Consider the following 26,925-nt stretch of genomic DNA (forward strand, 5'->3'; position numbering starts at 1 on the left):
ATTAATTATAATATACCCCTTGCTTTTATCTCTAAATACTTATTGATGCTTTCTATAGTAAGGTTTTCGGGTTTTGTTAGTACCGAATGGATACCGTATTTCTTTAGTTCGCTTACAATAAGCCTTTTCTCAAAAGCAAACTTTTCGGCAATCACCTTGTCATACACTTCCTGTATATCATCCGCCTTTTTATTGATAAACTCATCCAGCTCGGTATTTTCAAAAAATACAACCACAAGAAGATGGTTTTTTGAAATAGCTTTTAGGTAGGGTAACTGCCTTTTAAGCCCGTCCATAGTTTCAAAGTTGGTATATAAAATAATAAGGCTCCTGTGGTTGATATTCCTTTTAATATCGGCATACAACCTGCCGTAGTCACTTTCAAAAAAATCGGTCTCAACATTATACAGGTTGTCCATTATTTTTTGCATTTGGGAAGTACGCCTTTCAGATGCAACACGGTTTTCTACCTTTTTGGAAAAGGAGAACATACCTGCCTTATCCTGTTTTTTTAAGATAACGTTAGAAAGTACAAGGGTTGAGTTAATGGCATAATCCAAAAGGCTTAACCCGTTAAAAGGCATTTTCATAACACGGCCTTTATCTATAGCCATGTAAACGTTTTGTGATTTTTCGTCCTGAAACTGGTTTACCATAAGCTGTTTTCTTTTAGCAGTGGCTTTCCAGTTTATGGTACGAATATCATCGCCCGATACATACTCTTTAATTTGTTCAAACTCCATAGTATGACCTATGCGCCTTATTTTTTTTAATCCATACTGCATAAGTGTATTAGAAAAAGCGATAAGGTCGTACTTTTTAAGCTGAATGAACGAAGGGTAGGTGGGTACCATTTTACCTTCGTCAAAAATAAACCTCCTGCATGCCAGCTGTAGCGGAGAAGAGATGTAAATATTTAGTTTCCCAAAGTGGTATTCGCCCCTTTCTAACGGTCTAAGCTGGTATTTAAGGGTTTCTTCCTTATTGGTAGAGAGTTTCTTTTTAATTTCAAAATTACGTTCCTGAAACTGAAACGGAATCTCATCTATAATTTTTGCATGTACCGGGAAATTATAACCGCTTTCCATGGTTACTGTAACAGGGTTTTCATCTCCGTTAGAGAACTTTTCGGGCGTGTTTCTGGATGCCTTAAACTTTTGGTTGGTAAAAAGCAATACAAAATCAATCGCCGTAAAGGCAATAAAAATGTAAAACAAAATCCAGGTTACATGGTATAGTGCAGGTATAAAATAAGCTACTGTGAAGCTTATTAGTATGCCTATAAATACATAGAAAAAGAAATTGTTAAGATATATTTGCTTAAGCCACTTTTTCATTAACGCGGAATTTCTACAGTGTCAATTATCTGTCTTATTATCTGTTCTCCGGTAAGTCCTTCCATTTCTCTTTCCGGTGCTATTACAACACGGTGTTGCAGTACAGGTACAGCAGAATCTTTAATATCATCAGGCGTTACAAAGTCCCTGCCTCTAAGGGCTGCATATCCTTTTGCAGCATTTAGTATGGCGATCGAGGCGCGTGGAGAAGCTCCAAGGTAAAGGAAAGCATTGTCACGTGTGTTTGCTACAAGCTTAGCAATGTACTCTAAAAGCTGTGGCTCTATAACAATTTGTTTTACCAGTGACTGGTATTTTATGATGTTTGCCTGAGAAAGTATGGTTTTTACATCCTGTAATTTCTCTTTGTTTTGTAATGCATTTTCTCTTTGCAGTATAGCAATCTCTTCTTCAAGTTTTGGATAGTCTATTGTAATTTTGAAAAGGAAACGATCCAGCTGTGCTTCCGGAAGACGATAAGTACCTTCCTGCTCAATTGGGTTTTGAGTCGCTATTACAAGAAACGGAGATTCCATTTTATAGCTATTTCCTTCAATAGTAATTTGTCTTTCTTCCATCACCTCAAAAAGCGCCGCCTGTGTTTTTGCCGGAGCCCTGTTTATCTCATCAATCAGTATGAAATTAGAGAATATAGGTCCTTTTTTGAAATCAAAGGATGATTTAGACATATCAAATACCGATGTTCCCAGTATATCTGAAGGCATTAAGTCGGGCGTGAACTGAATTCTGCTGAAATCAAGAGAAAGGGTTTTTGCCAAAAGCTTGGCTGTAATGGTTTTTGCAACTCCCGGTACACCCTCAAGCAATACGTGTCCGTTAGACAGTATGGCGACAAGCAGCCTGTCTATCATTTTGTGTTGCCCCACAATAACATTGCCTATTTCCTGCTTAACATCGTTTATGCTTTGTTGCAGCTCGTTTAAATCAAGCCTCATACCAAAGTTAATGTTGTCGCTTTGCGTTTCGGTATTATTGTTTTCCGGTGTGTGGTTTTCTGTATTAGTAAGGTTCTCCGGATTGTTTTCGGTGTTATTATTTTCAAATGATTCCATTATAGTATCAGTTTTTCTATTGCTTTATTAATCTGTATCACATCAGCCTCGCTACTTTCAAAGCTGTTTCGGTGTCGTTTTATCAAACTTACGGCTTTTTCAATATCTTCAAGAGGCTTTCCTGTTTTTTGGTGTAGTTTTTCTACAAACTCATTATTCAGGCTGGAAGTATCTATAAGGTAAACCGTTCTTATATGTTCCAGGAAATAAATAATTTTCTTTTGGATTATGGTATGATGGTTTCTCTCCTGGTAATAAAGGTTACCTATGGTTTTGGTAAAGTCTATAGTTGTGTTTTTTACCGGAGGTATATCATGTACAATACGTTGTTTTCTTCGGGCATTAAAGAATATAAATATAAACAGGCATAATAGTCCTAAGCGATATACAGCTTTAAAGGCAGGTTGTTTTAAGAAATATCTTAAAGCTGAGCCTTCAAGTTGGTCATCTATTAACGATTTTGAGTGCCAGTATATATTACCTTGTGGGAGGTATGACAGTACCTGTTCTGCATAGTGGTAATGATTATTTTTTAAAAGGTGGAAATTAGTAAATGCCGCAGGTTGTGTATGTAATATAAAAGCTCCGTTACCATAAGGAACCTTAATGAAATTGACATCTTTTTTCTTATCCAGCCTTTGGTAACCCAGTATTAGGGTGTTTAAAGTATCCAGTTTATCAAAATAGGTAAACCCAACCCCTTCGCTATAATATAACTTGTCGATATTTTTAGTTTTATCGGCAAGAGTAAGCTTTAACGAATCGGTACTGTAATAACGATAAGATGTTTCTATTTTCAGTGAATCAAGAATAGCCTTAGGGAAGTCCTGCATACTAAGGAATACCGTACTTCCGTATTCGGCAAAATACAGTAGTTCCTGTACCGACTCGTTGTCAATCTTATTGGTTACATCAATATTTATAAAAGTACCCTTTTCGGTATAATTGTCAATATCATAGTCGTATAGGGGAGTAATATATTCATAAGGTGTAACGCTGAATTTTTTAAGTTTACTGTCCTTAAAAATAGTTTTGGCTTCTTTATCGAAAACATATAGCCCTAAAGGGATTTTTTCTTCGGTTTTATAACTTGGTCTCCAGCTTATAGGTTCGGGTTTGTTAGCATCAACCACCATTATTAGTGCTATAACCAAGGCGAACAGCACCATATATATGATAAGGCTTTTTTTCATGGTTAAAGAGTATTAATGGTTTTAGTAAATGCTTTTTCTGCTTTGATAAAAGCGTCATTTTTTATTTCAAATTCGCCATACCATATATAGTCATAAATGTATGATAGGTATTTAAAATTTTCTTTCAGTTCTGTATTAGTTATTTCATACAAATAATCTGTATTGGTTTTGTCAGGATGCCACTCTATTATTTCCCTGTATGTAAGCAGTTTTAGTAACCACAGGTAGTAATACCTTGTAGCCAGCCTGTAATCGCCTTCCTGTTTTGTTTTTTCAATTAGCTCTTTAAAGTTTGCCTGAGACAGTTTTTCTGTCATTATTTCTTCGGCGGTTATCTTTTTGCTCGAACGTTTAAAAATCCAGTATTTGTCTTTTCCAAGCAGCGCTGTTACTATTAGGTAAATTACAAACCCAATTAAAGCTATCGCTATTGTCCTTAAAGTATAGATAAGAAAATAGGAGTTTGAGGCTTTATCGCCTGCCCCTAAAAGGTCTCTTATAAGGCGTCCAACCCATTCCCAAAAACGATCCCATGCAGTTTTAGCCCTCGGTTTAACCTCATACACAAAATCTTTACCCTCATATTTATCTTTAAAGTTAGGGGATAATTGTCTTTGAGTATACTTAACCGTATCTGCAAGCGGAAAGTGCATTTCGATTTTCAGGGTGTCTTTTTCAATAGTATCGGCAAAAACAGGCTGGAAAAATGAAATACAAATTATATATAATATTGCAAGCTTTTTATTCACTTTCACCTCCAATTAAGTCTATTTCTGAATCCAGTGAATTGTTATGTACTGATTCTTCATAGCTGTAATAAATCATTCCCTGAGAAATAACAGTAAGATTGGTTAATAAATAACTTATAAATACTGATAAAATAGTGCTTATTATAGCAATAATTACAGATACAGAAGAAATGTCGGTAGTTTCAGTTAACAGGGTGAATTTTAATAATAACTCAGGAATCAATGAGAAAAATAAATTAGTACAAAATACTACAATGGCTATTATTATTGTTACACCTACGTTTTGCCAAAAACGGTTTGTTAATATGGTTATTCCTTTAGAGAAAGAAGTGAAAAAACCGTTATCGGTAGTAATGTTGTCGTAAAAAGAAAGCATCATCCAACTTGCCATTGCTGCTATTATGATACAGGCAACCGGAATACCAATTATTGTCACGATAAAGAATCCCGATATAAGAGCAATTATTGTAAATAAAGGTATAAAACTTATTAATGAAGCAATAGGGAATAATATTATTTTCCCTGCGTTTGATTTTAATAGCGTTACTATATCCTTAACAGTAGGTTTTTGATTGTTTTGCAGGGTTTTAAGGTATAGTACAGGGTAACTGTAGTTTAATAATGAAAGTATCATTAATAGTAGTACTATAACACCCCCTACGCCAATAAAATACCATAGATTGTTATCAAAATAATCCAAAAGCATTTCCTGTGCTCCCGGTGAATTAAGATCACCTATAGATGTAAAAATAACATTAGTGGTAAGGTAAGTAAGCAGTGCTATTACAACAAGTATTCCCCCATTTATAATGAAGTAATTTTTAAAATAGTTTTTCCCGTGATATTTAAAAAAAGAAAAGCTGTCGTTAATAAGAGCGCTAAAATCACGAAGTCGGTATAGTTTAAACATTTTTCAGGTGTGTTTTTTTATGTACAATGAATGGGTAAATTAAAAAGTAAAATGATATAAGTGCTAAAGTAGCCAGTATAATAAATACATTTAAAAAGCGGGGCATATCCGGCGAATATCGGGTTACAAAACCTTCCAGTATACCTGCCATTATAGTAAAAGGCATAGTGGCTAATACAATTTTAAAACTGTTTTTAAAGCCCATTTTAAGTGAGGCTTTACGTGAGTAGGTTTTAGGGAACAGTAATGATGCACCTAAAATTAAGCCTGCTGCGGCTTCTATTACCATAGCAAATATTTCCATGGCGCCATGTATCCATATACCGCGAACACTTTCCCAAAAAACACCCTGTTCCATAAAAAAGTACTGGAATGATCCCAGCATAACACAATTTCTAAATAGTATATAAGCAGTACCCAGGCCACCAAATATCCCAAAGAAAAAGGATTTAAGCCCTACCTCCAGATTGTTTTTTGTAATAGAAAACCACATTCCCCAATTACTACCGCTTTTATAAACAGCTACAGGATTTCCGTTTTCTATGTTTTCAAGAGTCATGTTTACATAGTGGTCGCCCAGTATTAGTCTTACAAAGGTGGTGTCGTTCATGGCAGATATAACTCCAATGGCTGTGAAAACAGTAAAAAGTATAAAGGCATATAAAACATATCGCCTGTATTGATATACTATTAGGGGAACTTCTGTTTTAAAGAAGCTTATAAACCTGTTGCTTTCTTCCCTCTTTGTTTTATAAATTTTTTGATATGTGATAGATGCAAGATGGTTTAAATAGGTAACAGCTTTGCTTTTAGGATAGTAGGTTTGTGCGAATGAGAGGTCGTTTACCAAATGAATATACAAACTCGCTAATTCATCAGGATTTTTTTTAGCTTTACCAAAAATAGCCTGTTCAAATTCAAGCCATTTTTCTTTATTTTGTTTTATAAATGCTACTTCTCTCATAGGGAAGCTAAAATAAAAAATATGTCAGAATTATCCATAACCACAACTCAAAATGTTAATATAAATTTTACTACGGCATCTATAGGCGAAAGAGTACTGGCGTATTTGCTTGATTTAGTAATTATTATTTCCTACTATACGGTAATTATTGTATTGTTTTTCAATATTTTCAATATTGAAAATTTAGCCGAAACAGACGGGGCTTCTTTAATGGCGATTTATGGATTAATATCTCTGCCTGTGGTTTTTTATGCACTCTTTTTTGAAAATTTGATGGAAGGGCAAACTGTAGGGAAAAAGATTTTGAAGATAAAGGTGATAAAAATAGACGGCTATCAGTCCAGCTTTGCCGATTATCTTATAAGATGGCTTTTCAGGATAATCGAGGTAACGCCACCCCTTAGTTTTATAGGACTTATTGTTATGATAATAAGCGATAAAACACAACGAATAGGTGATATGGCAGCAGGTACGGCCGTAATTACACTTAAAAACAAAATTAATATTGACCATACCATATTAAAGGAGCTTAAAAGTGACTATGTCCCTACTTATTCGCTGGTTATAAAACTTAGTGATAATGATGTGAGGATCATTAAGGAAACGTATGAGACTGCAGTAAAATCTGCCGATTATGAAATTATTGCCAAACTGGTTAGCAAAATCGAATCGGTAACCGGGATAAAATCGGTTTCCAGTAGTCCTATGGCTTTTGTGGATACTATTATAAAAGATTATAACTACTACACTCAAAACATGTAATGTTTTTTTACCTTCTTGATATTTTAGGGACTATGGCTTTTGCCATATCGGGGGTGCTAACGGCGCTAAACAAAAAAATGGACCCGTTTGGGGTATTTGTCATTGCCTTTGTAACAGCTGTTGGCGGCGGTACTTTGCGTGATGTACTTATAGGCCGCACACCGGTAGGGTGGATGCAGGACCTTAACTATATGTATGTGATTACTGCCGGGTTTATACTGGCCATAATATTCAGGAAAAAACTGGATAAGCTACGCACATCCCTTTTCTTTTTTGATACTATTGGACTTGGTGTTTTTACTCTTATAGGGCTTGAAAAAGGACTGGATGTTAACCTGCATCCTGTAATTTGTATTGCTCTGGGTACCATGACGGCCTGTTTTGGCGGAGTGACCCGCGATATATTATGTAACCAGATACCTGTTGTTTTTAGAAGGGAAATATATGCCACCATCTGTATTTTAGGTGGTGGGGTTTTCTTTTTACTAAAAGTGCTCGATGTTTCAAACGGACTCCTTTATATACTTACATCGGGGGTTATTATTATCGTTAGGCTAATGGCTGTGATGTTTAAATGGTCGTTGCCATCGCTGGGTAAAAATTAGATAGCTTCACTTTTTATATAATCCATACTTTCAAGTTTATCTGTCAAAGTAGTTAACAGGTCATAAAAGGCTTTAAGCATTTCAAAATCGGTTATGTCATCATAGGTATAGAGTGTAAGTTCTGTTTTGCCTTTAGGAAGTTTTTTGCCCCAAATACCCTCTTTTTTTGAGGTTGTGATATAAATTCCTTTAAGTTGTTCCAAGGATTGCCTTACTTCCGGATTGTTTAAAAGCTGCTTTATTTTAAAACCATTATTACTTTTTATAATAAAATCCCTGTCGAATTTAGTATGTCCAATTTCTATGTCCTGCATACCAAAGAGTTTGCCTATATTGCTTAGAAGGCTTCTTCTGTACACTTCAAAATTGAATTCGTAGTTGGTGTTTATGGGAATAGTTACCCTTGTGTAAATTTGTGTAGTTGTCGTGTTATTAACCGTTTGATAAGCTATATGGTTATCAAAAACCACTATATGGTCTTTATACTTTTTAATGGCCTTAGCAGAGTGCCAATTATTTTCTTTTATAAACTCACCATTAATGTATTCGGCAAAATCATTCCATTTTTCAGGCTTCATAGTAAGGTTTTTTGTTCAGAGACATCAATGTTATTATGCTATTAGTAGCTTGTATAAATGTATTGTTACTTATTTATATAAGTATTTATATTGTTTTCTTGTTAAGAACACCTATTTCTTCTAACTGATCTAATACTGTAGTTATGAGAAGGTAAATTGTTTCAAGCTCCCTGTAATCATGAATGTCTCTTTCCGTTATAAACTCAAGCTCATAAGCCCCTTCAGGAAGTTTTTTCCAAAGTTTCCCGGGTTTTGAGAGTTTTAAATTTATACGTTTAAAGTTTTCAATTTCATGTTTTACTTTCGGGTCTCGTAGTAACTGTTTTACCTTAAACCCATCATTACTTTTTACAATGTAGTTTTTATCAAAAACAGGATCACCGGTTTCTATATCCTGCATGCCGAAATATTTTCCTATTGAGCTGAATATGCTGCTGTTGTATATATGAAATTCAAAATATTTTTTTGGAATAATGTAGGTGTAAACCTTTGTACACGTTACAGGTGCTTCGCCACCTGTAGAGTAATTTTCAAATATAACGGAATGACCATTATGTACTTTTTTAACTTTAGGCGGGTACCAAAATCCTTTTTTAAAGTATTCTCCATTAATGTGTTCTGCAAAACTTTTCCAGCCTTTTGAATTCATAATAAGTTGTGTGTTATTTGCTTACATATACCCAGCCTACTATAGGTTGCGGATAATCAGGTTCGTTAAGCTCCAGTACAAAGTAGTACGTGCCTACAGGTACAGTTCTGCTATCGGCTCCTACTTTGGCTTCGCTGGCTATTCCGTCCCAGTCTTCCTTACTGTGGTCACCTATCCATACCAGTGCTCCCCAACGATTATAAATGCTCATTTTAAAGTTAAGGAAGATGTTACGCAGCCCTCTTACAAAAAAAGTGTCATTTATGCCATCGCCGTTTGGAGTAACATAATTGTAGGTTTGTGGCGGACAGTTTTTGGTATAGAGCAAAAATGATGCTACACTGTAGCAAAACTCATCGTTTAACCTCACAAAAATTTCCTGAGGGTTATCGGTAGTTATAAATTGTGAAGTATTAGTTATAGGATTAATTCCTTGTTCGGCATCCTGTTGGGTAAGGTAAAAAGCTACAATGTCATCGGGGTTTTGTTTCAGGCTTTGTTCATAATCAGAAAAATCAAAAGTACCCAAACCAAACCCTTCGTTACAGGAAATTATATCTTCCAGTCCAGTAATTACAGGAGATGATACCAGCGATACGTTTATGCTGTAGCTGTTATTAGTTTCATCAATCTCCTGTACAATTCCGTTCCCTGTACCATCGTCATCAACCACAAAAGTAAGTTCAAAATCCATAGGTATACCACCGGGTATGGTAAGTACAATTACATCGTCCTCACTTCCGCCTATGGCGATGTCTAATAGGGTTTCGGTATACTCGATAAACTGTCCGTTGGCATAAATGGATATTGGTGTCCCTGCCGGCAGTATATCGTCGCTGTCTAAATTGTAAACCGTAAAGGCAACTTCTATTATTCGTGAGTCACACGATTTTTCAATATTGTTTGTAGATATAGTAGCATCGGGGAAAAGGCAGTCTACAGCATGCAGCGCAAAAGCACCTATACTGTAACATCCGTTCTCATCCTGCAGGCGGGCATAAATAATTTGTGAAGGTCCGTTTGAAGTATAGTTCTCGGGGTTGGTAATATGATCGGTTTCGTTTTCAGCATTCTCCATAGAAGTGTAAAAACGGACTACATCAGTAGGAGAGTTTTTAAGTTCTTCCTCATAAGCCGAAAAATCAAAAATACCAATGCCGCTGCCATTAAATGTTTCGCAAACGGTTATGTCTTCCAATTGTTGAAATGGCGGAGACATCCATAGGCTTACATCTACACTAAAGCTGTTGTTATTCTCATTAGTTTCAGTAATTGTACCTGTTCCCGTACCATTATCATCCACAACAAAAACAAGTTCAAAATCGGTTGGAGTTCCTGCGGGTAGAGTAATAGTTATAGAACCACTTTCATTTCCGTCAATAGGGAGTTCGGTTTGTGTTTGCGTTGTAGCTACCAGTACACCATCGGCATATATAGCTATGGGAGTACCTGCAGGAAGCAGGTCGGTACTGTTAACGTTGTATACAGTATAGTCGGCCTCAATGACTAATGAATTACAGGCTAGGGTAATATCATCTAACTCTATGGTAGCATCGGGCAGCTGACTGTTAAGTTTGGTAATAATGGCATTTACCATTACAAAATCCTGACCTGATTCCAGACTAATATCTGCCGACTCATCACCAATCTGTATAAGGTTTTGGATGTCGTAAATATCCAAATCCATGTTGTACATGTCACTGGCTCCTGTTACGCTATTAGTACCGTTAAAAGCATTGTTTGATGGGTTTAACGGAGGGTTGCCCAAAACGTTTCCGTTTATGGAAAGCACTTCATTATTAGCAATGTTCTCATCACCTTCCCAGGCTATAAAACCTATTTTGGCACCTATGTTATCAATAACATTAAGGCTTGGGAGTTCAATATCTATTGAGTTTGGTACAAACTGTAAGCCGTCATAAAGGTTAAGCTGGTTAAGCGGAAGATTGTCATTTTCATAAACCACAAAAATAGCCCATCCTCCAAAGTTGGTTCCGTTTACACAGTAAAGGTTTTGTGTGGGCGGTACATCGTTATTAATAACATCGGTAAGGTCGAGATCAGACACTGTATAAGTACCGTTTCCGGTAGTTTGCACCAGTGTAGTTACATCTGCAAAGGCACTAAAAAAATCACGGGGTATAAAATCAGTACTACTGGTAAATACTACAGGGAAGGTACGTGATGCCACTACATCCTGTCCGTTTAGCTGAATTTCAAAATCTCCGCTGCCCGATCCTGCCCAGTACAGGTAAGCTCTAAGTATCGTGTCATCGGGGTTAAGTGTAAGTTCTGCCGACGATGAGGTAAGTATACTACAGTCTACCCCTGCACCATTAGGTTGCAGGTTTAATGTGTTACCTACAAAGGTGAAATCATACCTGCCGTTAAACTGTTCGTATAGCTCAATATCTACCTGGCTGTTTGCGGTTAAAGTATAAAGTAATAATAGTATAAAAGGAAGTAGTTTTCTCTTCACTGCTTGGTTTTTATTTTTTGCTTAAAAATAGAAAATATTTACCAAAGCTGCTGTTTTTTACCTAAATAGGTAATAAAAAGGATGTTTTTAGCGATTAGGTATGATTAATTCTCTATATGCCGCAGAATTTTTTATTTTTACCAGTTCAAATTACAATTATGAGTCATATACTTTTATATTTCGATCCAGGTACAGGAGCACTTATTGTTCAGTTTTTAGTAGCGATAGGGGCTTCCATAGCTTTATTTTATAAAAGGATAAGCCTAAAGCTTAAATCGATTTTCGGTAAAAAGCAGGGAGAAGATCTTTTAGGTGATATTGATATAGAAGAGAAATCAGATGCAGACAAAGAATAGGCATTCTTCTTCCTTCAGGGATCCGTCCGGTTATGTTTTTACTAACCAAGGGCAGGTTTTCAGGCAGGTAAACCCCATTTATTTTGAGCAGTACAACTCGCTTAAGGGTAGTGGTTTTTATGAAAAGCTTTTTAAGGCAGGACTCCTAATCCCGCATGAGGAAACAGAGTCAACACAAACAGGGGTAACCCTAAAACCCGAAAATATATCTTTTTTTTCCTATCCGTATGAGTGGAGTTTTAATCAATACAAGCATGTGGCTTTGCATACCTTAAAGCTGCAAAAGTATTGCCTGCAAAATGGTTATAGTCTTAAAGATGCAACAGCTTTTAATATAACTTACCATAAAGGAAAGCCAATATTTGTAGATACGCTTTCGTTTGATTTTTACAACGAAGGTGAACCCTGGAGAGCCTACAAGCAGTTTTTAATGCACTTTTTCGCTCCGTTACTTTTAGCAAAATACTACGGTAACGATATGCTTAAAATAATGTTGCAGTATATTGATGGGGTTCCGTTAGATAAAGTGGCTAAAATGCTACCGTTTAAATGCAGGTTTAGCCCTGTACTGTACACTAATATTTACCTTACTGCAAAATATGATTTAAAATACAGCAGTAATAAGGAAAGCGGTAAAGAAAAGAAAGTTAATATACCTAAAGAGTCGCAAATCAAAATACTCGATTCTTTATATAACTATATAAAAGACCTTGAACTTAATGAGAAAACAGAGTGGAAAGATTACTATAGCGTAACTAACTACGATGCCGACTCGTTTGCTTATAAAAAAGACCTGATAAGGAAATGGTATCAGGGTATTAATGCCGATAAGCTAATTGATTTTGGCGGTAACGACGGTACTTTCTCAAGAGTTCTTAAAGATTTAGCCAAAGAGATACTGGTAACAGATATTGACCCAAATGCGGTAGATCAAAACTATGTTGAGGTACTAAAGCAAAAGGAAACTAATATTTTACCGTTGGTAAGTGATTTGGTTAACCCTGTACCGGGCATAGGGCTAAACAATACCGAAAGAGATTCATTACTGGACAGGATTAAAAATGCCAATTATGATGTGGCTATGGCACTAGCTTTAATACATCATATCTCCCTTACGGGTAATGTACCTTTTGATATGTCGGCAAAGCTGTTTGCTTCCTTAACGCCATATCTTATCATTGAGTTTCCCGATAGGGAAGACTCGTGGGTTGATTTCCTTTTAAAGAGCAAACGTGAGTTTAAAAATCACTTTGACGGTTATAATCTTACCGACTTTGAAAAGGAATACAGTGTGTATTTTGATGTTTTAGAAAAACAGAAAATACCTAACACACACAGAACAATGTTTTTACTCAAAAGGAAATAAGTATGATAGAAAAACTAAGGCAGCGTATTTTAGATTTTATTAATTCGGATAAAGATACTCCTGTACTGGCAGGTTTGGCTGTTGGGTTTTATCTTATGTTGTTTTATTACTCCGGTAATTTTGCCTTAGCGAATTCGTTAGTTCAGTTTTTATTTTTTACGGCTTATTATGTGCTTGTTCCTGTTGTGGTTTTGTATGCCGGATACAAAATACTGCCGCTGTTTAAAATGGAAAACTACAGGAAAAACTACCTTTTTGTAGTGATGCCTGTTTTGTTTTTTTACTACATTTTTGAACTGATTGCTTTACCGTTTACAGAGAAAGGAACACTTGTGGCTATAATGCTTGTTAGCTGGTTTATTTCTAAAAAATACAGAAAGTATTATAAGCTTTTTATTGTACTGCTGTTTTTTCTTTCGGTTTTTAACCTGCCGCCTATTTTAGAAGCTGCTTTTACCAAACGAAGTACCCAATGGCAAAAACAACCTGATACTATTGAACAGGTTACTTTTAAAAAGAAACCTAATATATACTACATTCAGCCCGATGGCTATACAAACCCTGTAAACCTTAAAGATAGTATCCATAATTTTGATAACAGTACTTTTTGGACATATCTAAACAATAATGGCTTTACAGTATATCCAAACCAAAGGTCTAATTACTATTCTACATTACTGTCTAACTCGGCAACCTTCTCCATGAAACATCACTATTGTGCAGGCGATATTGAGGAGTATAGTGCCAGAGATATTATTGTGGGAGATAATGCTGTGTTACGAACATTAAAGCATAATGATTATAAAACTCATTTTATAACTGAAAAGCCTTACCTGTTAATAAACAGACCTGATTTGGGATATGATTTTTGTAATGTGGCTTATAGTGATATTCCGTTTTTAAAAGATGGTTGGTCTCAAAATTATAATGTCATAGAGGACTTAAAGCAACAAATGCAAAATACATCTCAGGGAGGGAATTTTTTCTTTGTAGAAAAGTTTACTCCGGGGCATATTAGTGTTTATAAAAAGCTTTTGGATAATGAGCTTGAAAAAGAAATAGACACCGAGAGAGCTACATACCTAAATGGTATTAAGGATGCTAACGTTTGGCTGGAAGAGTTAATAGGCTACATTACTAAAAACGACCCTAACGGTATTATCATTATAGGTGCAGATCATGGTGGTTTTGCAGGTTTTGCCTATAGTTTACAAAGTCAGTATAAAACAAATAATAAGCTTAAAAAGAACTCAATGTTCGGGACTTTGCTGGCTATTAAATGGAACGATGATAATGCTAAACTGTTTGACAAAGATTTAAAAACAAATGTAAACCTGTTTAGGGTTGTGTTTTCATATCTTTCTCAGGACAAAGCATTATTAAACAACCTGCAGGAGGATGCAAGTTATGTTCATCTTAAAGAACCTCAGGAAATATATATTTATATTGATGCCGAAGGGAAACATGTATTTGAAAAGTTAGAAAATGTACAGGATTGAGAAATATAATACTACCCATTACTCGCTTTGGAATGATTTTATAGCTGAGTCCAAAAACGGTACATTTTTGTTTCAAAGAGATTTTATGGAATATCATAGTGATCGTTTTACCGATTATTCACTACTGGTATTTCAGGAAGATAAGCTAATTGCTGTGCTTCCTGCTAATGTGGATAATGGTGTTGTGTATTCACACCAGGGGCTTACCTATGGCGGACTCATTTATACTCCTAAAACTAAGCAGCTAGCCATTACAGAGATTTTTACTACACTTATCACTTTTCTAAAGAATGAAGGTATAAATAAGCTTTGCCTAAAGCAGGTGCCTGCTATATATCATAAATATCCTGCTCAGGAGGCCGAGTTTACTTTGTTTAATTTAGGAGCAAAATTGGTAAGGCGTGACGGGGTATCTGTATACGATCAAGAAAATCCGCTGCCTTTTACAAGAAAGCGAAAAGAGGCTATAAGAAGAGGGGAGAAGAACAAGCTTACCATTGTTGAAGAGCCCGAATTTGGCTTGTTTTGGGGTAAGGTTTTAATACCTAATCTTAAAAGGAAACATGAAGCACGCCCTGTACATACGCTTGAAGAAATTAAAATGCTGTACAGCAAGTTCCCTCAAAACATAAAACATTTTAATGTTTATCATAATGGGGAAATCGTAGCCGGAACAACTATGTTTGTTACTGATACGGTTGCTAAGCCGCAATATATATCGGCTACACCCGATAAGAATGAACTGGGGAGCATTGATTATCTGTATTCGCAGTTAATAACAACCCTTTTTAAAGATAAGAGATACTTTGATTTAGGACCTTCTTTTGGTGACGACCGCAAAACTATAAACGAAGGTGTTTTGTTTTGGAAAGAGAGTTTTGGTGCCCGCATTGTGGTACAGGACTTTTATGAGTTGGAAATAGGATAAAATTAATCTTGAAAAGAATAAAAAAAATATTCGAATCATCGCTTTTTAAAGTCTTTTCACTTAACTCTGTTAGTGTAGTGATAAGGGTATTGGGCGGACTTATAACTTCTAAAATTATAGCTAAGTTTTTAGGACCTTCAGGCTTAGCTCTTATAGGAAATCAAAGAAACTTTCTTTCTATAACCGATTCGGTTTCTACCCTTGGTTTTCAAAACGGTATAATTAAATATGTTGCAGAGTTTGAAAAAAATGAAACAAAACTAAATGAAGTTTTATCTACGTTGTTTTTTTCCATTCTGGGATTGGTGCTTATTTTGGGTACTGTCCTGTTTTTTTCGGCAGATTATTTCAGCTTATTTTTTTTAAAGAATCCTGAGCATCAGTGGGTGTTTAAGGTTTTGGCTTTTGCACTGCCCTGGTATGCAGGTAATATTGTAATTACTTCTGTTTTAAACGGACTTAGTAAGTACAAACAGGTTATAAAAGTAAATATAGCAGGTAACATAACAGGTGTATTGCTTTCTGCATTTTTAACCTGGCAATATAGTATAGAGGGGGCGTTACTGGCTGTAACCCTTACGCCTGCAATTATGTTTGTTTTTTCATTTTTAATGCTAAAAAAACAGCTGCCGGGCTTTGGTTATATTGATTTCTCTTTTTTTAATCCGGGAGTATTAAAAAACTTTTTTTCTTATAGCTTAATGGCTTTGGTTACAGTAGTAATGGGAGCTTTGGTGTCGTTGTATATCAGGAATAGTATTATTTCTCAGTATGGCGAGAATGAAGCTGGTTACTGGGAGGCTGTAAACCGTATTTCTACTTACTATCTTATGTTTGTCTCTACTTTACTTACGGTATATTTTTTTCCTAAACTCAGTAAAGCTGTAACAAATAAGGAAACCCAAAAAGTTTTTTTTAGTTATTATAAAACCGTAATACCTTTGTTTGGAGTTGCGCTGATTTTTATTTTTTTGATTAAACGTTTCATAATTACCATTTTACTTAGTGATGAGTTTTTACCCATGAGTGAGCTATTTGTATGGCAATTAACGGGAGATTTTTTAAAGGCATGCTCTCTTATATTGGGCTATGAGTTTTTTGCTAAAAAAATGACTAAGGCATTTATAATTACAGAGCTGTTGTCTTTTGCAATACTTTATATCACGGCTACTTTTTTTATACAAAGTTTTGGGGCACAAGGTGCTGTTATGGCACACACATTTACCTACGCTATTTATTTATTGATTTTAACATTTTTCTTCAGAAAAAAGATATTTTCTTGATTTTATTTCCATGCCTCAATATACTTTTCGGCTATATTAATGTAGTTGTGTTCCCGTTCTATAAAACTTCTTGCACTTTTACTGATAACTTTAATCTCTTTGGGATTCTCGATTAAAAACGAAAGTTCTTTTGCAATGGCTTCGGCATCAGGTAATGCATTTACAGCAACTCTTTCGGTAAGATTATAATGTTGGGTAAATTCGGTTTCTGCACCTGTAAAAACCACTTTTCCTTTAGCCATAGCCTCAAGGGCATTATATCCCTGGTCGTAACCATAAACCTGATCCAGTAAAATATGTGCCCTGTCATACAGCTTTATGTATTCTTTGTACGGGATATTCTCGGTTACAATAATCTCTATTTTATCCTCATACTTTTGCTTTACTATATTGAGTGCTTCCTCAAAAAAGCTGATTCCTTTTTTAGTGTAACTCATTCGGTTTATCCCTAAAAAAATGATAATCTTATCGGTAATTGCAGGTTGATTGTAAGTAATCAAATCAGTATTAATAGGGTTAGGTATAAAGCGTGTAGTGTAACCCTGAGCCTTCATAGGGACTTCATAATCCAAATCAGATGTTACAAGGCAAACCGAATTATCTTTAACCCAATTAAATAGCACGCGGTAAGCAGGGGTAAGGTACTTTAGAGAATAGTTGTAATATTGGGCCGTTGCCCTTTTTTCAATATAAGGTGTGAGTATGGAGTATTTAAGGTCTCCGTTAAGGCAATAGTCTATAATAGGGGTGTCGTCACCACAAACAAGCAAACTCATTTGCCTGTTTTGTTGTAATAGTTTTTTGTACAATTTTATCTGAAAACCGGGTTGGGTTTCAATGGCGTTTGAGTTAATTAGCTGTATATGGTCAAACCCTTTTAGTTTAGGGAGTAATTTTTTGAACCTATATCCTTTTTCGGTTTCTTCAAAATTGTAGCCGGTAAGCTTTTTAATAAAGTTTTTAGCCTTGCGTAATAACAGGTAATCACTAAAGTATTTTGGATGGATGGAGTAGTCGGTATCATATTTTTTGAAATGATCTCCTGTACCAACTATGGTTACCTCATGCCCCAAAGTGGTTAAGCCTTCCTTTAGGGAGTTATGAAGCCTGCTGTATTCGCCAACCAAAAGTATTTTCATTAGTGCGTAGGGAAATTTTTATATTTGTGTAAATATATAAACAATTGCAGGAAGGATTTAAAAAATCGGATATTGAAATTTTGGTTTCTACCATGAACCGAAGTTCGCTTGATTTTTTAATCCCGATGTTTCCTAACCATTTTTCGGGCTATTCCATACTGGTTATTAATCAAACCACCAGCGATGCTATAGCAGAATCAAACTATCCCAATGTTAGGGTTATTAATTCATTTGAAACAGGGCTCTCTAAAAGTAGGAATTTGGCTCTTAGTAAAGCCACAGGTAAAATATGTATTATTACCGATGATGATGTGGTTTTTAAACCACAGTTTGAAGAAAAGGTACTGCAGGCATTTAACGCCGAGAGAAATGCTGCCCTGATTGCTTTTAGGACAGTAAAGCCCGATGGTTCGTTATTTAAAAAATATCCTTCTAAAAGAATTACTACTCTTACTGATTTTAATATGCTCAGTATTATGTCGGTAGAAATGGTGATTAATAAAGCCGTTTTAAAGGATTATGTTAAGTTTGACGAACGCTTTGGTCTTGGAGCACAATTTAGTATGGGAGAGGAAGCTATATTTATCTATACCCTTAAAGATAAAGGTTATATTATAGCTATGGAACCCGAGGTTATAGTGCAGCACCCTGAAGTACACTCGGCGCTGATACAAAGCGTAAAGAAAAAGTATTATGTACAGGGAGCTTTTCTAAGCCGTGTTTTTAAGGGGGCTTATTTTAAATGGCTGTTTTTAAAAGTATTTTTTGACCTGAAACAGGGAAAACTTAAATTTGGAGAAATATATACTGCACTTAAAGCAGCTTCTAAAGGAAGAAAAGATCTAATTGAAACAAAATGAACACCAACACTACCATAAAAGATATACAAATAATTTCACTTCCGCGCATTGAAGACAGGCGTGGTAATTTATCTGTTATTGAGAAAGAGGTACTTCCTTATGAAATGAAAAGGGTTTACTACCTTTATGACGTACCCGGAGGTGCCGAAAGGGGAGGGCATTCACATATAGATCAGCAGGAATTCCTTATCGCACTAAGCGGCAGTTTTGAAGTGGTTTTAAACGATGGAGAACAGGAAACTACTGTAACCCTTAACATCCCTAACAAGGGGCTCTTAATTCCTAAAGGGATATGGCGTGAACTGAAAAACTTTTCATCGGGAGCGGTATGCCTTGTAATAGCGTCAGACGTGTACCTTGAAGAGGATTACATTCGTGATTTTGATGACTTTACTAAGAGTAAAAACTCTTAGCTGTAAATGTCAAAATGAATGTTTGATTTTTTTAGTTGCTGTTTTAACTGATAAAATATTCGTAATAAAGGTGCAGGGAGTTTTAAAAGCAAAGCTGTTTTGCCCGATATATTTTTTAGACTGTTTATGGATTTGTAATAATAACGGAATGTATTATCATCACCTGCAAGCTTATGCTTCAGAGCATAGGAAGCGCGATATAAATCAAGAAACTTTTGCAATGAAACATTATTTTTTTCCTCTTCCTTAAACTTATCCAGCTTAGCAAATACACGTTTTAATGTTTGGGCATGTGAAACCCTATTTCCGCCTTCAAGCCTGTAGGTGGCAGTAATGGTATCATTATAGGCAATGGGATATTTTAAAGCTATGCGTGTCCACATGTCAGTATCTTCACCGGCACCCAGTGTAATTTGAGTATCAAAATCGCCTATCGTTTTAAAAACTTCCTTTTTAACCGCAACAGCAGTAGTCCATATTAAACGGTATTTTAGACTTGATTTAAAAAAGTCATTTACGATTCCCGTATATCCTGTGTCAATATCGTTAAATAACGTGTTTTCTATATATCCGCCGGGATGTAAAAATTCATAATTTGTAGTAACTGCGCCTGCTTCAGGAAAAGATTTGCAAAGTTCATGCAGTACTTCAAGGTGGTTAGGATACCAGTAATCATCGGCATCTAAAAAAGCAATATAAGTTCCTTTAGCCTTTTCAATTCCTAAGTTTCGGGCTTGAGAAACACCACTGTTTTCAGTTTTGATATAGACTATCCTTTCATCTGTAAGTGAAAGTACGTGTTTTTCACTATCATCTGTAGAGCCATCGTTAATAACAATAAGCTCAAAATCCCTGAAACTTTGTTCAAGGGCACTAAGCAAAGTTGCTTTTATGTCATTTTGCTTATTGTATAATGGTACAACTACAGAGAAAAAAGGCATATGTTAATCTTTTAAAGAACAAATATAACCAAGCCTGTATAAGTCAAGGCAAAAAAGATTAGGATTGTCGTTTAATATTTTTCGTTTAAGGACTGGTTCTGCTGCTTTAAACCCTAACGAAACCAAAGGTTTTAACCCGTATTTTTTTAGTTTTTTGTAATGTTTTAGTAATGAGTTTATGTTTTCAATACCTTCTTTATTTACTAAGATATCTTTTCTGGACTTTACTGCATTTAGTGATTTTTTAAAAAAGACTTCGTTACTCTCCAGTCCAATATGGTAAACAGGATTGTCTATGTGTAGTAGGGGGGTGTGATTTTTGTAGAGATTGTAAGCAAAGTAAATATCAAGTCCGTATAAGTTAGCTTCTTTTGAAAAGTTGTTTTCCAAAAACACCTGTTTGTCAATCAATAAATTTGCCGAAAGTACATTTCCATACGGGTTAAGGCTTCTTACCTGTGCTGGTTTAGACTCTCTTTCAATCCCGTATTTCAGCCTTAAAGAAGTGTTTGGGTCTTTTGGTTCAGTTTTATAAGCTATTCCTCCCAATATTACCTGAGCTTTATCCATAACTTTAATGTAATTGGCTATAAAATTATCAGAAACAGGAAGTGTATCTGAATCCAAAAATAAAAGCGATTGGTAACGTGCCTCTTCCGCAAGTTTTTTTCGGGTTTGTGTACGTCCTAAGTTAACTTTGTTTTCAATGAATTTGCAATTTAGCAGTTCAGCCTGGGTTTTGTTTTTTTTCAGGAAAGACTTTTCAGATTTGTCATCTATCACAATTATTTCAAAAGGTATATTTAATGAAATAACCTCAGTATGTATCTTTTGAAGAAGCTGGCTAATATCATAGTTATATACAGGAATTAATATAGATAGCATAAACAGAGTTTTAGCAAAAATAACAAGATTATGTTAGTTTGAGCTTTTTTGCGAAAGTGAGCAGTATAGTTACCATCATTAAAAACTCGAAGGGATAGCTAAACCTCGAGTTAGTACCATAGGTTGCCATAGCCTGTAAAAGCGAGGCTGCAAAAATAACAGTTGTGATTATAACTACTGCATTTATCTCTTTTTTACGCAGAAACTGAATTAAGTGATAGGGTATAAGTAATACAAAGAGTACTTTAATTAAATACAGTATAAAACTTTGTATGTACCAAATTACAACCAGTCCCTGATTGGCGTGTGGTACTTTAAATTTTTTATAGTTCCAATAAATAGCAGTATCCCAAAAGTCTCTCCATGATACAAACACCTGCTTAGTATAATCTAAAGGATTTTTCTTTATGGTGGCCTTGCTGTATTGACTAAGTTTGGCAGAAAAGTCGGGTAGGGAAGACAGTTTGGTTATGTGCATAAGTTCGGGTCTTGCATACCAAATGGTCATAGCTACATCCTTATCGGCAGCAATAATTCTTTCCCTGTAATTGGCATATGCATCTCCTATCTCTTTATATTCTTCAGGGCACTTTTCGGCAAAATACACACAGTTTTGGGCTATGTTTATTCCCCAAAAAGTAGTAGAGACAAAATACCCTGTATTCATCTTATTTACATAAGACCATCCTAAAAAAGAAACAAGAGGGAACAGAAGTAGTGTAAGGCGAGTATTTATAATGTTTGAAAGCCTGAAGTTTTTTAGTGTGTAAAAACCGTAAATTAAAAAAGGGAGGAAAATATAAAAAGGCTTTACAAGTACAAGAAAACCTATTAGCAGACTTATAATTATACTGTTTTTAAGTTTCTGCTCTGTGTTTATTCCTTTAATGGTAAAGTAGAATACAAGGGTTACAAAAAACAATGTGAGGCTTTCTGTTAGAATGTTTGTTTCATAAAAAATTACATGAAGCAAACAGTTAAAAACTACTGTAAGGGTAAATGATGTTTGGGTAGTAAAATTAAGCAGTCGTAATGTTTTGTATTGATAAACAGCATTTGCAATCCCTATAATGAATTGTAAGGCTATAGTGATAATTAATGAGTTTCCGGCTAAGGCAATTAGTATAGGGTAGCCGGGGCTGCGTGTTCCGTCATAATCTTTCAGGTTAAAACCGGCAATGCGTTCTGCAAGCTCTATATAGCCGGATGAGTCGGGGAAAATAGTTATGTTTTGATAGAGCAGTACAATAATAAGCCTGCTTATTATGCAAAATGCAATAATAGCGGTAATGGGCTTTTTAGTAATAAAATTTATTATTTTACCTGCCATAAGCAAAGTATATTTTTACCAGCTGATAGGGGAAGCCTAACAAATCTTTAAATGTTATTTTACTGTCTCCTTTTTCAATCCAGATACTAAGGTCGTACTCAAATATTTTATGAAGGTAATGCTTTTCAATTGCCTTGAATCGCAAAAGAAGTTCTAAATCAAAAATCCATTTGGTTATAAAAGGTTTTTCAAACAGTGTTATTGCCAGTTCATAGTTTATGATTTTTGCACCACACTGAGTGTCATAAACAGGGGTTCTAAGTATTAGTTTACTGGCAATGGTTGCAAATATCCTACCGGAATAATGCCTGTAGGAGTAGCGTGTTATATCGCTGCCCAGTTTTTTTATCCTGCTTCCCATTACAAAGCTGTAATTAGAGTTTTTCTGTGCAAACTCCCACATTCTGAAAAACTCATCAAACGGAGTGGCTAAATCGGCATCAAGATATCCTATGTGCGTGTAGTTTTTATTTTTACTGTGTAGTACAGCCTGTCTTATAGCTTCAGCTTTTCCTCTGTTTACTTTTAAATCAAGAGTAGTTGCATTAGGGTGTTTGTTACTTAGGTCTTTAATAACCGAAGCAGTATTGTCGCTGCTACCGTCGTTAACTAACAGGAAGTCACAGTCGGTATAATGTTGAAATGTGTTATTATAAGTGGCTAAGTCAATTCTGGACGCTTCATTATAAAACGGAATAATAAGCAATAGCTTTTTGTTCATAATTATACCGTTCGCTGTACCACTTCAAAAAGGGTACCGCTGTCACATTTAAGTGTTTTAGAAGGGAATTTCATTAAAAGGGCATAATCATGCGTTGCCATAATAATGGTTTTACCGTTTTGGTTAATTTCCTTAAGAAGCTGCATTACCTCTACGCTGGTTTGCGGGTCAAGGTTTCCGGTAGGCTCATCGGCAATAATAACCTCAGGGTCATTTAGCAGTGCGCGTGCTACCGCAACCCTTTGTTGTTCACCACCTGAAATTTGGTGAGGCATTTTGTATACGGCATTTTTCATTCCTACCTTATCCAGTACCTCGTTTATCTTAACGTCCATTTCCCTTTTTTCGCTCCAGCCTGTGGCCTTAAGTACAAATAAAAGGTTGTCATACACGTTTCTGTCGGGTAGGAGTTTAAAGTCCTGGAAAACGATTCCTATTTTTCTTCTCAGGTAAGGGATGTTTCTTTCCTTAAGGGTCGCAAGATCATAATCTACAAAAGTACCCTCTCCCTGTTTTAGCTTAAGGTCGCCATACAGGGTTTTCATAAAACTACTTTTACCAGACCCGGTTTTACCAATAATATAAATAAACTCTCCGGGAAAAACCTCAAGGTTTATATCGGTTATTACGGCATTGTTATCCTGATATACATTTACGTTTTTTAACGATAATACGGGTTGGGACATAGTCTTAGTCTGTTTATTTGGTAAAAGTAATAAAGTAAACGGTTTTATTCAAAAAATTATTCTTTAAGGTGGTTGAAATTTAACCTTTTTTATGCTTTTGAGGTTTTTATTAAACTAATACTAAATCTGTATTAAAAACCGTTTAATAGAATAAGAATTGATATATTTGGCTACCCATAAAATAAAAAAACCAATATGCGCAGACTAAACAGGTTACTATTATTTTCAGTACCGTTATGTGCCCTTAGCCTATCGGCACAACAATCTAAAATTTACACACACGACCTAAAAGACTTTGATAAGGCTGTGACGCTTTATGGTGAAAAGCAATACCAGGCTGCACAAATTCTTTTTGAGAAAACCAAAACCGAAAACAAGGAAATGGAAGTGCAGGCCGACTGTGCTTACTATATAGCAAACTGTGCCATAAGACTGGAGCAAATGAATGCCGATATGCTTATGGAAAACTTTGTGGAAGATTACCCAACCAGCACTAAGCAAAATCAGGCTTATGTTGAGGTGGCGGGCTACTACTTTAATCAGGGTAAATACCCACAGGCCTTAAAATGGTATGATAAGGTAGACGAAGCTTCTATGTCTAATTCAGACAAGGAAAGATATAACTTCCAAAAAGGATATAGTTACTTTAATGCAGGCGATAAAAAACAGGCTGAAAAATACCTTAACAAAGTAATCAACTCTAAAGAGTTTGGTTCTCAGGCGAAGTACTATTTAGGGTATCTTGCTTACGAAAGTGATAACTATAAAGATGCCAATGAGTATTTTGACCAGGTAGAAGATAAGGACGAGTACAAAGAGAAAATGTCCTACTTCCAGGCTGATATGAACTTTAAGCTGGGTAATTTCCAAAAAGCAATTGATTTAGGCGAACCACAATTGGCCAAGTCTAATGCTATGGAAAAATCAGAGCTTAATAAAATTATAGGAGAGAGTTACTTTAACCTTAAACAATATGATAAGGCTATCCCTTACCTAAATGAATATAGGGGTAAGCGTGGTAAATGGAATAATACCGATTATTATCAGTTAGGTTATGCTTACTACAAGCAGGGTGATTATGAAAACGCCATTGCGCAGTTCAATAAAATTATTGAAGGTAACGACTTTGTGGCACAAAATGCCTACTACCATTTAGGGGAAAGTTACCTTAAAACTGATAAAAAACAACAGGCACTTAATGCATTTAAAAATGCGTCGGAGATGGATTATGACCTAAAAATCCAGGAAGATGCTTACTTAAACTATGCAAAGCTGAGTTATGAAATAGGTAACCCGTACCAAAGCGTACCGGAGGTGCTTAAAGGATTTATGGATAAGTATCCGCAAACGCCGTTTAAGCAGGAAGTTCAGGGATTACTTATCGACTCCTACATTACTTCTAAAAACTACAAGGAAGCATTAAGCCTGCTTGAGAAAAACAAATCTCCTGAAAATAGGTTGGCTTACCAAAAAGTAGCTTTCTATAGAGGACTTGAATTATATACAGACGGTAGCTACCACGATGCACTTGATTTGTTTAAAAAATCGATTGCCGAGCAGCGTGATCCAAGGTTTACGGCAAGGGCAACGTTTTGGAAAGCAGAAACCGAGTATGTACTTGGTCTGTTTAACGAATCGCTATTGAGCTTTAAGCAGTTTATGGGCTTTGATGAGGCGAAATCGACTCCTGAATATAAAAATGTAAACTACAACTTAGGGTACACTTACTTTAAGCTGAAGGAATATGAAAAGGCTGCCGAGTTTTTCCAGAAATATGTAGAGACCGCTAAAGACGACAAAGTAAGGCTTAATGATGCTTACCTGCGTTTGGGAGACAGTCACTTTGTTTCTACAAAATACTGGCCGGCTATGGAAGCCTATAATAAGGCTATTGATATGAAAGGTATTGATGCCGATTATGCTTTCTTCCAAAAAGGAATTAGCTATGGTTTTGTAGGCAGAAATGAAAGAAAGATTGAAGATTTAACCAAATTCGTACAATCGTACCCTAAGTCAAAATATGCCGATGATGCCCTTTACGAGTTAGGTAACACTTATGTGGCAGAAAACAATACTACTAAGGCGCTACAAACGTATGACAGACTTATAGGTGAGTATAAAAGCAGTTCGTATGTATCTAAAGCCATGATGCGTCAGGCACTTATTTACTACAATGCTAAAAACGATAAGCAGGCACTTGATAAATTCAAGAAAGTGGTTGCCGACTTCCCTAATACACCAGAGGCTATGGAGGCTGTTAGTACAGCACGCCTTATTTATGTGGATAGCGGAAGAACTGAGGAATATGCAGCATGGGTTAAAACACTTGACTTTGTTGATGTAAGCGATGCCGATCTAGACAATACTGCTTTTGAGGCTGCCGAAAAACAATACCTGCAAAACAATACTAAAGGTGCTATATCTGCACTAACAAGTTATTTAGCGCAGTTCCCTAATGGTATATCGGCACTTAAAGCTAATTTCTACCTGGCGCAATCTTACTTTACCGAGAAGCTCGAAAACAATGCCGTGCCACATTATGAGTACGTGATTGGTAAATCAAGAAATGAGTTTACCGAATCATCCCTTGCAAGGCTGGCTGAAATACACTTGAAAAATAAAAATTATGAGAAAGCCCTTCCGGTACTGAAAAGACTGGAGGCTGAGGCCGATTTCCCGCAAAACGTAACGTTTGCACAGTCTAACCTTATGAAGTGTTACTATGACCAAAAAGATTATGCCAATGCAGTGGTATATGCCGAGAAGGTTATGGCTAACACTAAAACGGAAGACAGGGTTAAGAGTGATGCGCAAATTATCATAGCGCGTTCGGCTATTAAAACTAACGATGAAGCAAAAGCAAAAACGGCTTATGCCAAGCTGCTAACCATTGCAAAAGGTGAACTTGCGGCAGAGGCGTTGTATTATGATGCTTATTTTAAGAACAAGGAAGGGAAATATGAGGCTTCAAACGCAGCAGTGCAAAAGCTTTCTAAAGATTATTCGGGTTATAAATATTTTGGAGCCAAAGCTCTTGTGGTAATGGCTAAAAACTTCTATGGCTTAAAAGACAGTTTCCAGGCAACATACATACTGGAGAGTGTAGCCAAGAACTTTAAAGACTACCCTGATGTGGTAGAGGAAGCTCAGGCAGAGCTTAAAAAGATTAAGGATGAAGAAGCAAAAACCAATTCATCTATCCAAAATTAAGTATAACCC

Annotated in this window: 25 protein-coding genes; 10 read left to right on the forward strand and 15 right to left on the reverse strand. The window is 35.8% G+C overall.

The genetic code is table 11. The features are described 5' to 3' along the window. Positions 1–5: 5 nt before the first annotated feature. The 6 genes from V3Z67_RS08645 to V3Z67_RS08670 all read right to left on the reverse strand — a co-directional run bounded on the left by V3Z67_RS08645 (position 6) and on the right by V3Z67_RS08670 (position 6,226). A complete protein-coding gene (locus V3Z67_RS08645; RefSeq protein WP_330442916.1) occupies positions 6–1,337 on the reverse strand; it encodes a DUF58 domain-containing protein in 1,332 nt (443 codons plus the stop codon). After that, on the reverse strand, positions 1,337–2,293 hold the full coding sequence (locus V3Z67_RS08650) for an AAA family ATPase (protein ID WP_330442953.1): 957 nt from the start codon (positions 2,291–2,293) through the stop codon (positions 1,337–1,339). The genes V3Z67_RS08645 and V3Z67_RS08650 overlap by 1 nt, the downstream gene beginning before the upstream one ends. Positions 2,294–2,409: 116 nt before the next feature. Continuing rightward, complete coding sequence (locus tag V3Z67_RS08655) at positions 2,410–3,603, reverse strand: DUF4350 domain-containing protein (protein ID WP_330442917.1); 1,194 nt, start codon at positions 3,601–3,603, stop codon at positions 2,410–2,412. A 2-nt stretch (positions 3,604–3,605) separates the two neighbouring features. Continuing rightward, positions 3,606–4,352 (reverse strand): DUF4129 domain-containing protein, encoded by a 747-nt coding sequence (locus tag V3Z67_RS08660; protein ID WP_330442918.1) that lies wholly within the window; start codon positions 4,350–4,352, stop codon positions 3,606–3,608. Next, positions 4,345–5,262 carry a hypothetical protein gene (locus tag V3Z67_RS08665; protein ID WP_330442919.1) on the reverse strand — a complete coding sequence of 306 codons (918 nt, stop codon included), beginning with the start codon at positions 5,260–5,262 and terminating at the stop codon, positions 4,345–4,347. Before V3Z67_RS08665 ends, V3Z67_RS08660 begins: the two co-directional genes overlap by 8 nt. Next, positions 5,255–6,226, reverse strand: coding sequence for a stage II sporulation protein M (locus tag V3Z67_RS08670; RefSeq protein ID WP_330442920.1), 972 nt, complete (start codon positions 6,224–6,226; stop codon positions 5,255–5,257). Before V3Z67_RS08670 ends, V3Z67_RS08665 begins: the two co-directional genes overlap by 8 nt. 21 nt (positions 6,227–6,247) lie before the next feature. On the opposite strand from V3Z67_RS08670, the gene V3Z67_RS08675 reads away from it, so the two are divergent. Both V3Z67_RS08675 and V3Z67_RS08680 read left to right on the forward strand, forming a co-directional pair. Then, on the forward strand, positions 6,248–6,988 hold the full coding sequence (locus tag V3Z67_RS08675) for an RDD family protein (protein WP_330442921.1): 741 nt from the start codon (positions 6,248–6,250) through the stop codon (positions 6,986–6,988). Then, positions 6,988–7,593: a trimeric intracellular cation channel family protein gene (locus V3Z67_RS08680; RefSeq protein WP_330442922.1), complete on the forward strand. Its 606-nt coding sequence runs from the start codon at positions 6,988–6,990 to the stop codon at positions 7,591–7,593. The genes V3Z67_RS08675 and V3Z67_RS08680 overlap by 1 nt, the downstream gene beginning before the upstream one ends. Here V3Z67_RS08680 and V3Z67_RS08685 read toward each other — a convergent pair. From V3Z67_RS08685 to V3Z67_RS08695, 3 genes are all read right to left on the reverse strand, one after another. Beyond that, positions 7,590–8,171: a hypothetical protein gene (locus V3Z67_RS08685; protein WP_330442923.1), complete on the reverse strand. Its 582-nt coding sequence runs from the start codon at positions 8,169–8,171 to the stop codon at positions 7,590–7,592. The genes V3Z67_RS08680 and V3Z67_RS08685 overlap by 4 nt on opposite strands. Positions 8,172–8,256: 85 nt before the next feature. After that, positions 8,257–8,820, reverse strand: a complete 564-nt coding sequence (locus V3Z67_RS08690) for a hypothetical protein (RefSeq protein WP_330442924.1) — start codon at positions 8,818–8,820, stop codon at positions 8,257–8,259. A 13-nt stretch (positions 8,821–8,833) separates the two neighbouring features. Beyond that, positions 8,834–11,299: a gliding motility-associated C-terminal domain-containing protein gene (locus tag V3Z67_RS08695; RefSeq protein WP_330442925.1), complete on the reverse strand. Its 2,466-nt coding sequence runs from the start codon at positions 11,297–11,299 to the stop codon at positions 8,834–8,836. Between the two features lie 158 nt (positions 11,300–11,457). On the opposite strand from V3Z67_RS08695, the gene V3Z67_RS08700 reads away from it, so the two are divergent. From V3Z67_RS08700 to V3Z67_RS08720, 5 genes are read left to right on the forward strand one after another with little or no spacing between them, the layout of a single operon-like run. Beyond that, entirely contained in the window at positions 11,458–11,655 is a 198-nt protein-coding gene (locus tag V3Z67_RS08700; RefSeq protein WP_330442926.1) for a hypothetical protein, read from the forward strand. Further along, positions 11,639–13,021 carry a class I SAM-dependent methyltransferase gene (locus tag V3Z67_RS08705; protein ID WP_330442927.1) on the forward strand — a complete coding sequence of 461 codons (1,383 nt, stop codon included), beginning with the start codon at positions 11,639–11,641 and terminating at the stop codon, positions 13,019–13,021. Before V3Z67_RS08700 ends, V3Z67_RS08705 begins: the two co-directional genes overlap by 17 nt. Positions 13,022–13,023: 2 nt before the next feature. Then, the gene (locus tag V3Z67_RS08710; protein WP_330442928.1) at positions 13,024–14,520 is read left to right on the forward strand and encodes a hypothetical protein; all 1,497 of its coding nucleotides are present in this window, start codon (positions 13,024–13,026) and stop codon (positions 14,518–14,520) included. Further along, complete coding sequence (locus V3Z67_RS08715; protein ID WP_330442929.1) at positions 14,507–15,448, forward strand: GNAT family N-acetyltransferase; 942 nt, start codon at positions 14,507–14,509, stop codon at positions 15,446–15,448. Before V3Z67_RS08710 ends, V3Z67_RS08715 begins: the two co-directional genes overlap by 14 nt. Before the next feature lie 8 nt (positions 15,449–15,456). Then, entirely contained in the window at positions 15,457–16,731 is a 1,275-nt protein-coding gene (locus V3Z67_RS08720) for an O-antigen translocase (RefSeq protein ID WP_330442930.1), read from the forward strand. 2 nt (positions 16,732–16,733) lie between these two features. Here the strand turns inward: V3Z67_RS08720 and V3Z67_RS08725 are convergent, their stop codons facing one another. After that, positions 16,734–17,870: a glycosyltransferase gene (locus V3Z67_RS08725; protein ID WP_330442931.1), complete on the reverse strand. Its 1,137-nt coding sequence runs from the start codon at positions 17,868–17,870 to the stop codon at positions 16,734–16,736. A gap of 44 nt (positions 17,871–17,914) precedes the next feature. On the opposite strand from V3Z67_RS08725, the gene V3Z67_RS08730 reads away from it, so the two are divergent. Beyond that, positions 17,915–18,730: a glycosyltransferase family 2 protein gene (locus V3Z67_RS08730; RefSeq protein WP_330442932.1), complete on the forward strand. Its 816-nt coding sequence runs from the start codon at positions 17,915–17,917 to the stop codon at positions 18,728–18,730. Continuing rightward, a complete protein-coding gene (locus tag V3Z67_RS08735) occupies positions 18,727–19,143 on the forward strand; it encodes a sugar 3,4-ketoisomerase (protein WP_330442933.1) in 417 nt (138 codons plus the stop codon). Before V3Z67_RS08730 ends, V3Z67_RS08735 begins: the two co-directional genes overlap by 4 nt. On the opposite strand, the gene V3Z67_RS08740 is transcribed toward V3Z67_RS08735, so the two are convergent. From V3Z67_RS08740 to V3Z67_RS08760, 5 genes are read right to left on the reverse strand one after another with little or no spacing between them, the layout of a single operon-like run. Then, positions 19,140–20,084: a glycosyltransferase family 2 protein gene (locus tag V3Z67_RS08740; RefSeq protein WP_330442934.1), complete on the reverse strand. Its 945-nt coding sequence runs from the start codon at positions 20,082–20,084 to the stop codon at positions 19,140–19,142. The genes V3Z67_RS08735 and V3Z67_RS08740 overlap by 4 nt on opposite strands. A gap of 3 nt (positions 20,085–20,087) precedes the next feature. Then, a complete protein-coding gene (locus V3Z67_RS08745; RefSeq protein ID WP_330442935.1) occupies positions 20,088–20,969 on the reverse strand; it encodes a glycosyltransferase family 2 protein in 882 nt (293 codons plus the stop codon). A gap of 28 nt (positions 20,970–20,997) precedes the next feature. Next, positions 20,998–22,299, reverse strand: coding sequence for a hypothetical protein (locus tag V3Z67_RS08750; protein ID WP_330442936.1), 1,302 nt, complete (start codon positions 22,297–22,299; stop codon positions 20,998–21,000). Further along, entirely contained in the window at positions 22,289–23,020 is a 732-nt protein-coding gene (locus tag V3Z67_RS08755) for a glycosyltransferase (protein ID WP_330442937.1), read from the reverse strand. The genes V3Z67_RS08750 and V3Z67_RS08755 overlap by 11 nt, the downstream gene beginning before the upstream one ends. 2 nt (positions 23,021–23,022) lie before the next feature. Then, positions 23,023–23,706 (reverse strand): cell division ATP-binding protein FtsE, encoded by a 684-nt coding sequence (locus tag V3Z67_RS08760; protein WP_035132629.1) that lies wholly within the window; start codon positions 23,704–23,706, stop codon positions 23,023–23,025. Positions 23,707–23,901: 195 nt separating this feature from the next. Between V3Z67_RS08760 and V3Z67_RS08765 the strand changes: the two genes are divergently transcribed. Further along, positions 23,902–26,916, forward strand: a complete 3,015-nt coding sequence (locus V3Z67_RS08765; protein WP_330442938.1) for a tetratricopeptide repeat protein — start codon at positions 23,902–23,904, stop codon at positions 26,914–26,916. The last annotated feature ends 9 nt before the right edge of the window (positions 26,917–26,925 follow it).

It is taken from the genome of Flavobacterium sp. C4GT6 (genome assembly GCF_036347315.1).
Taxonomy (GTDB): domain Bacteria; phylum Bacteroidota; class Bacteroidia; order Flavobacteriales; family Flavobacteriaceae; genus Flavobacterium.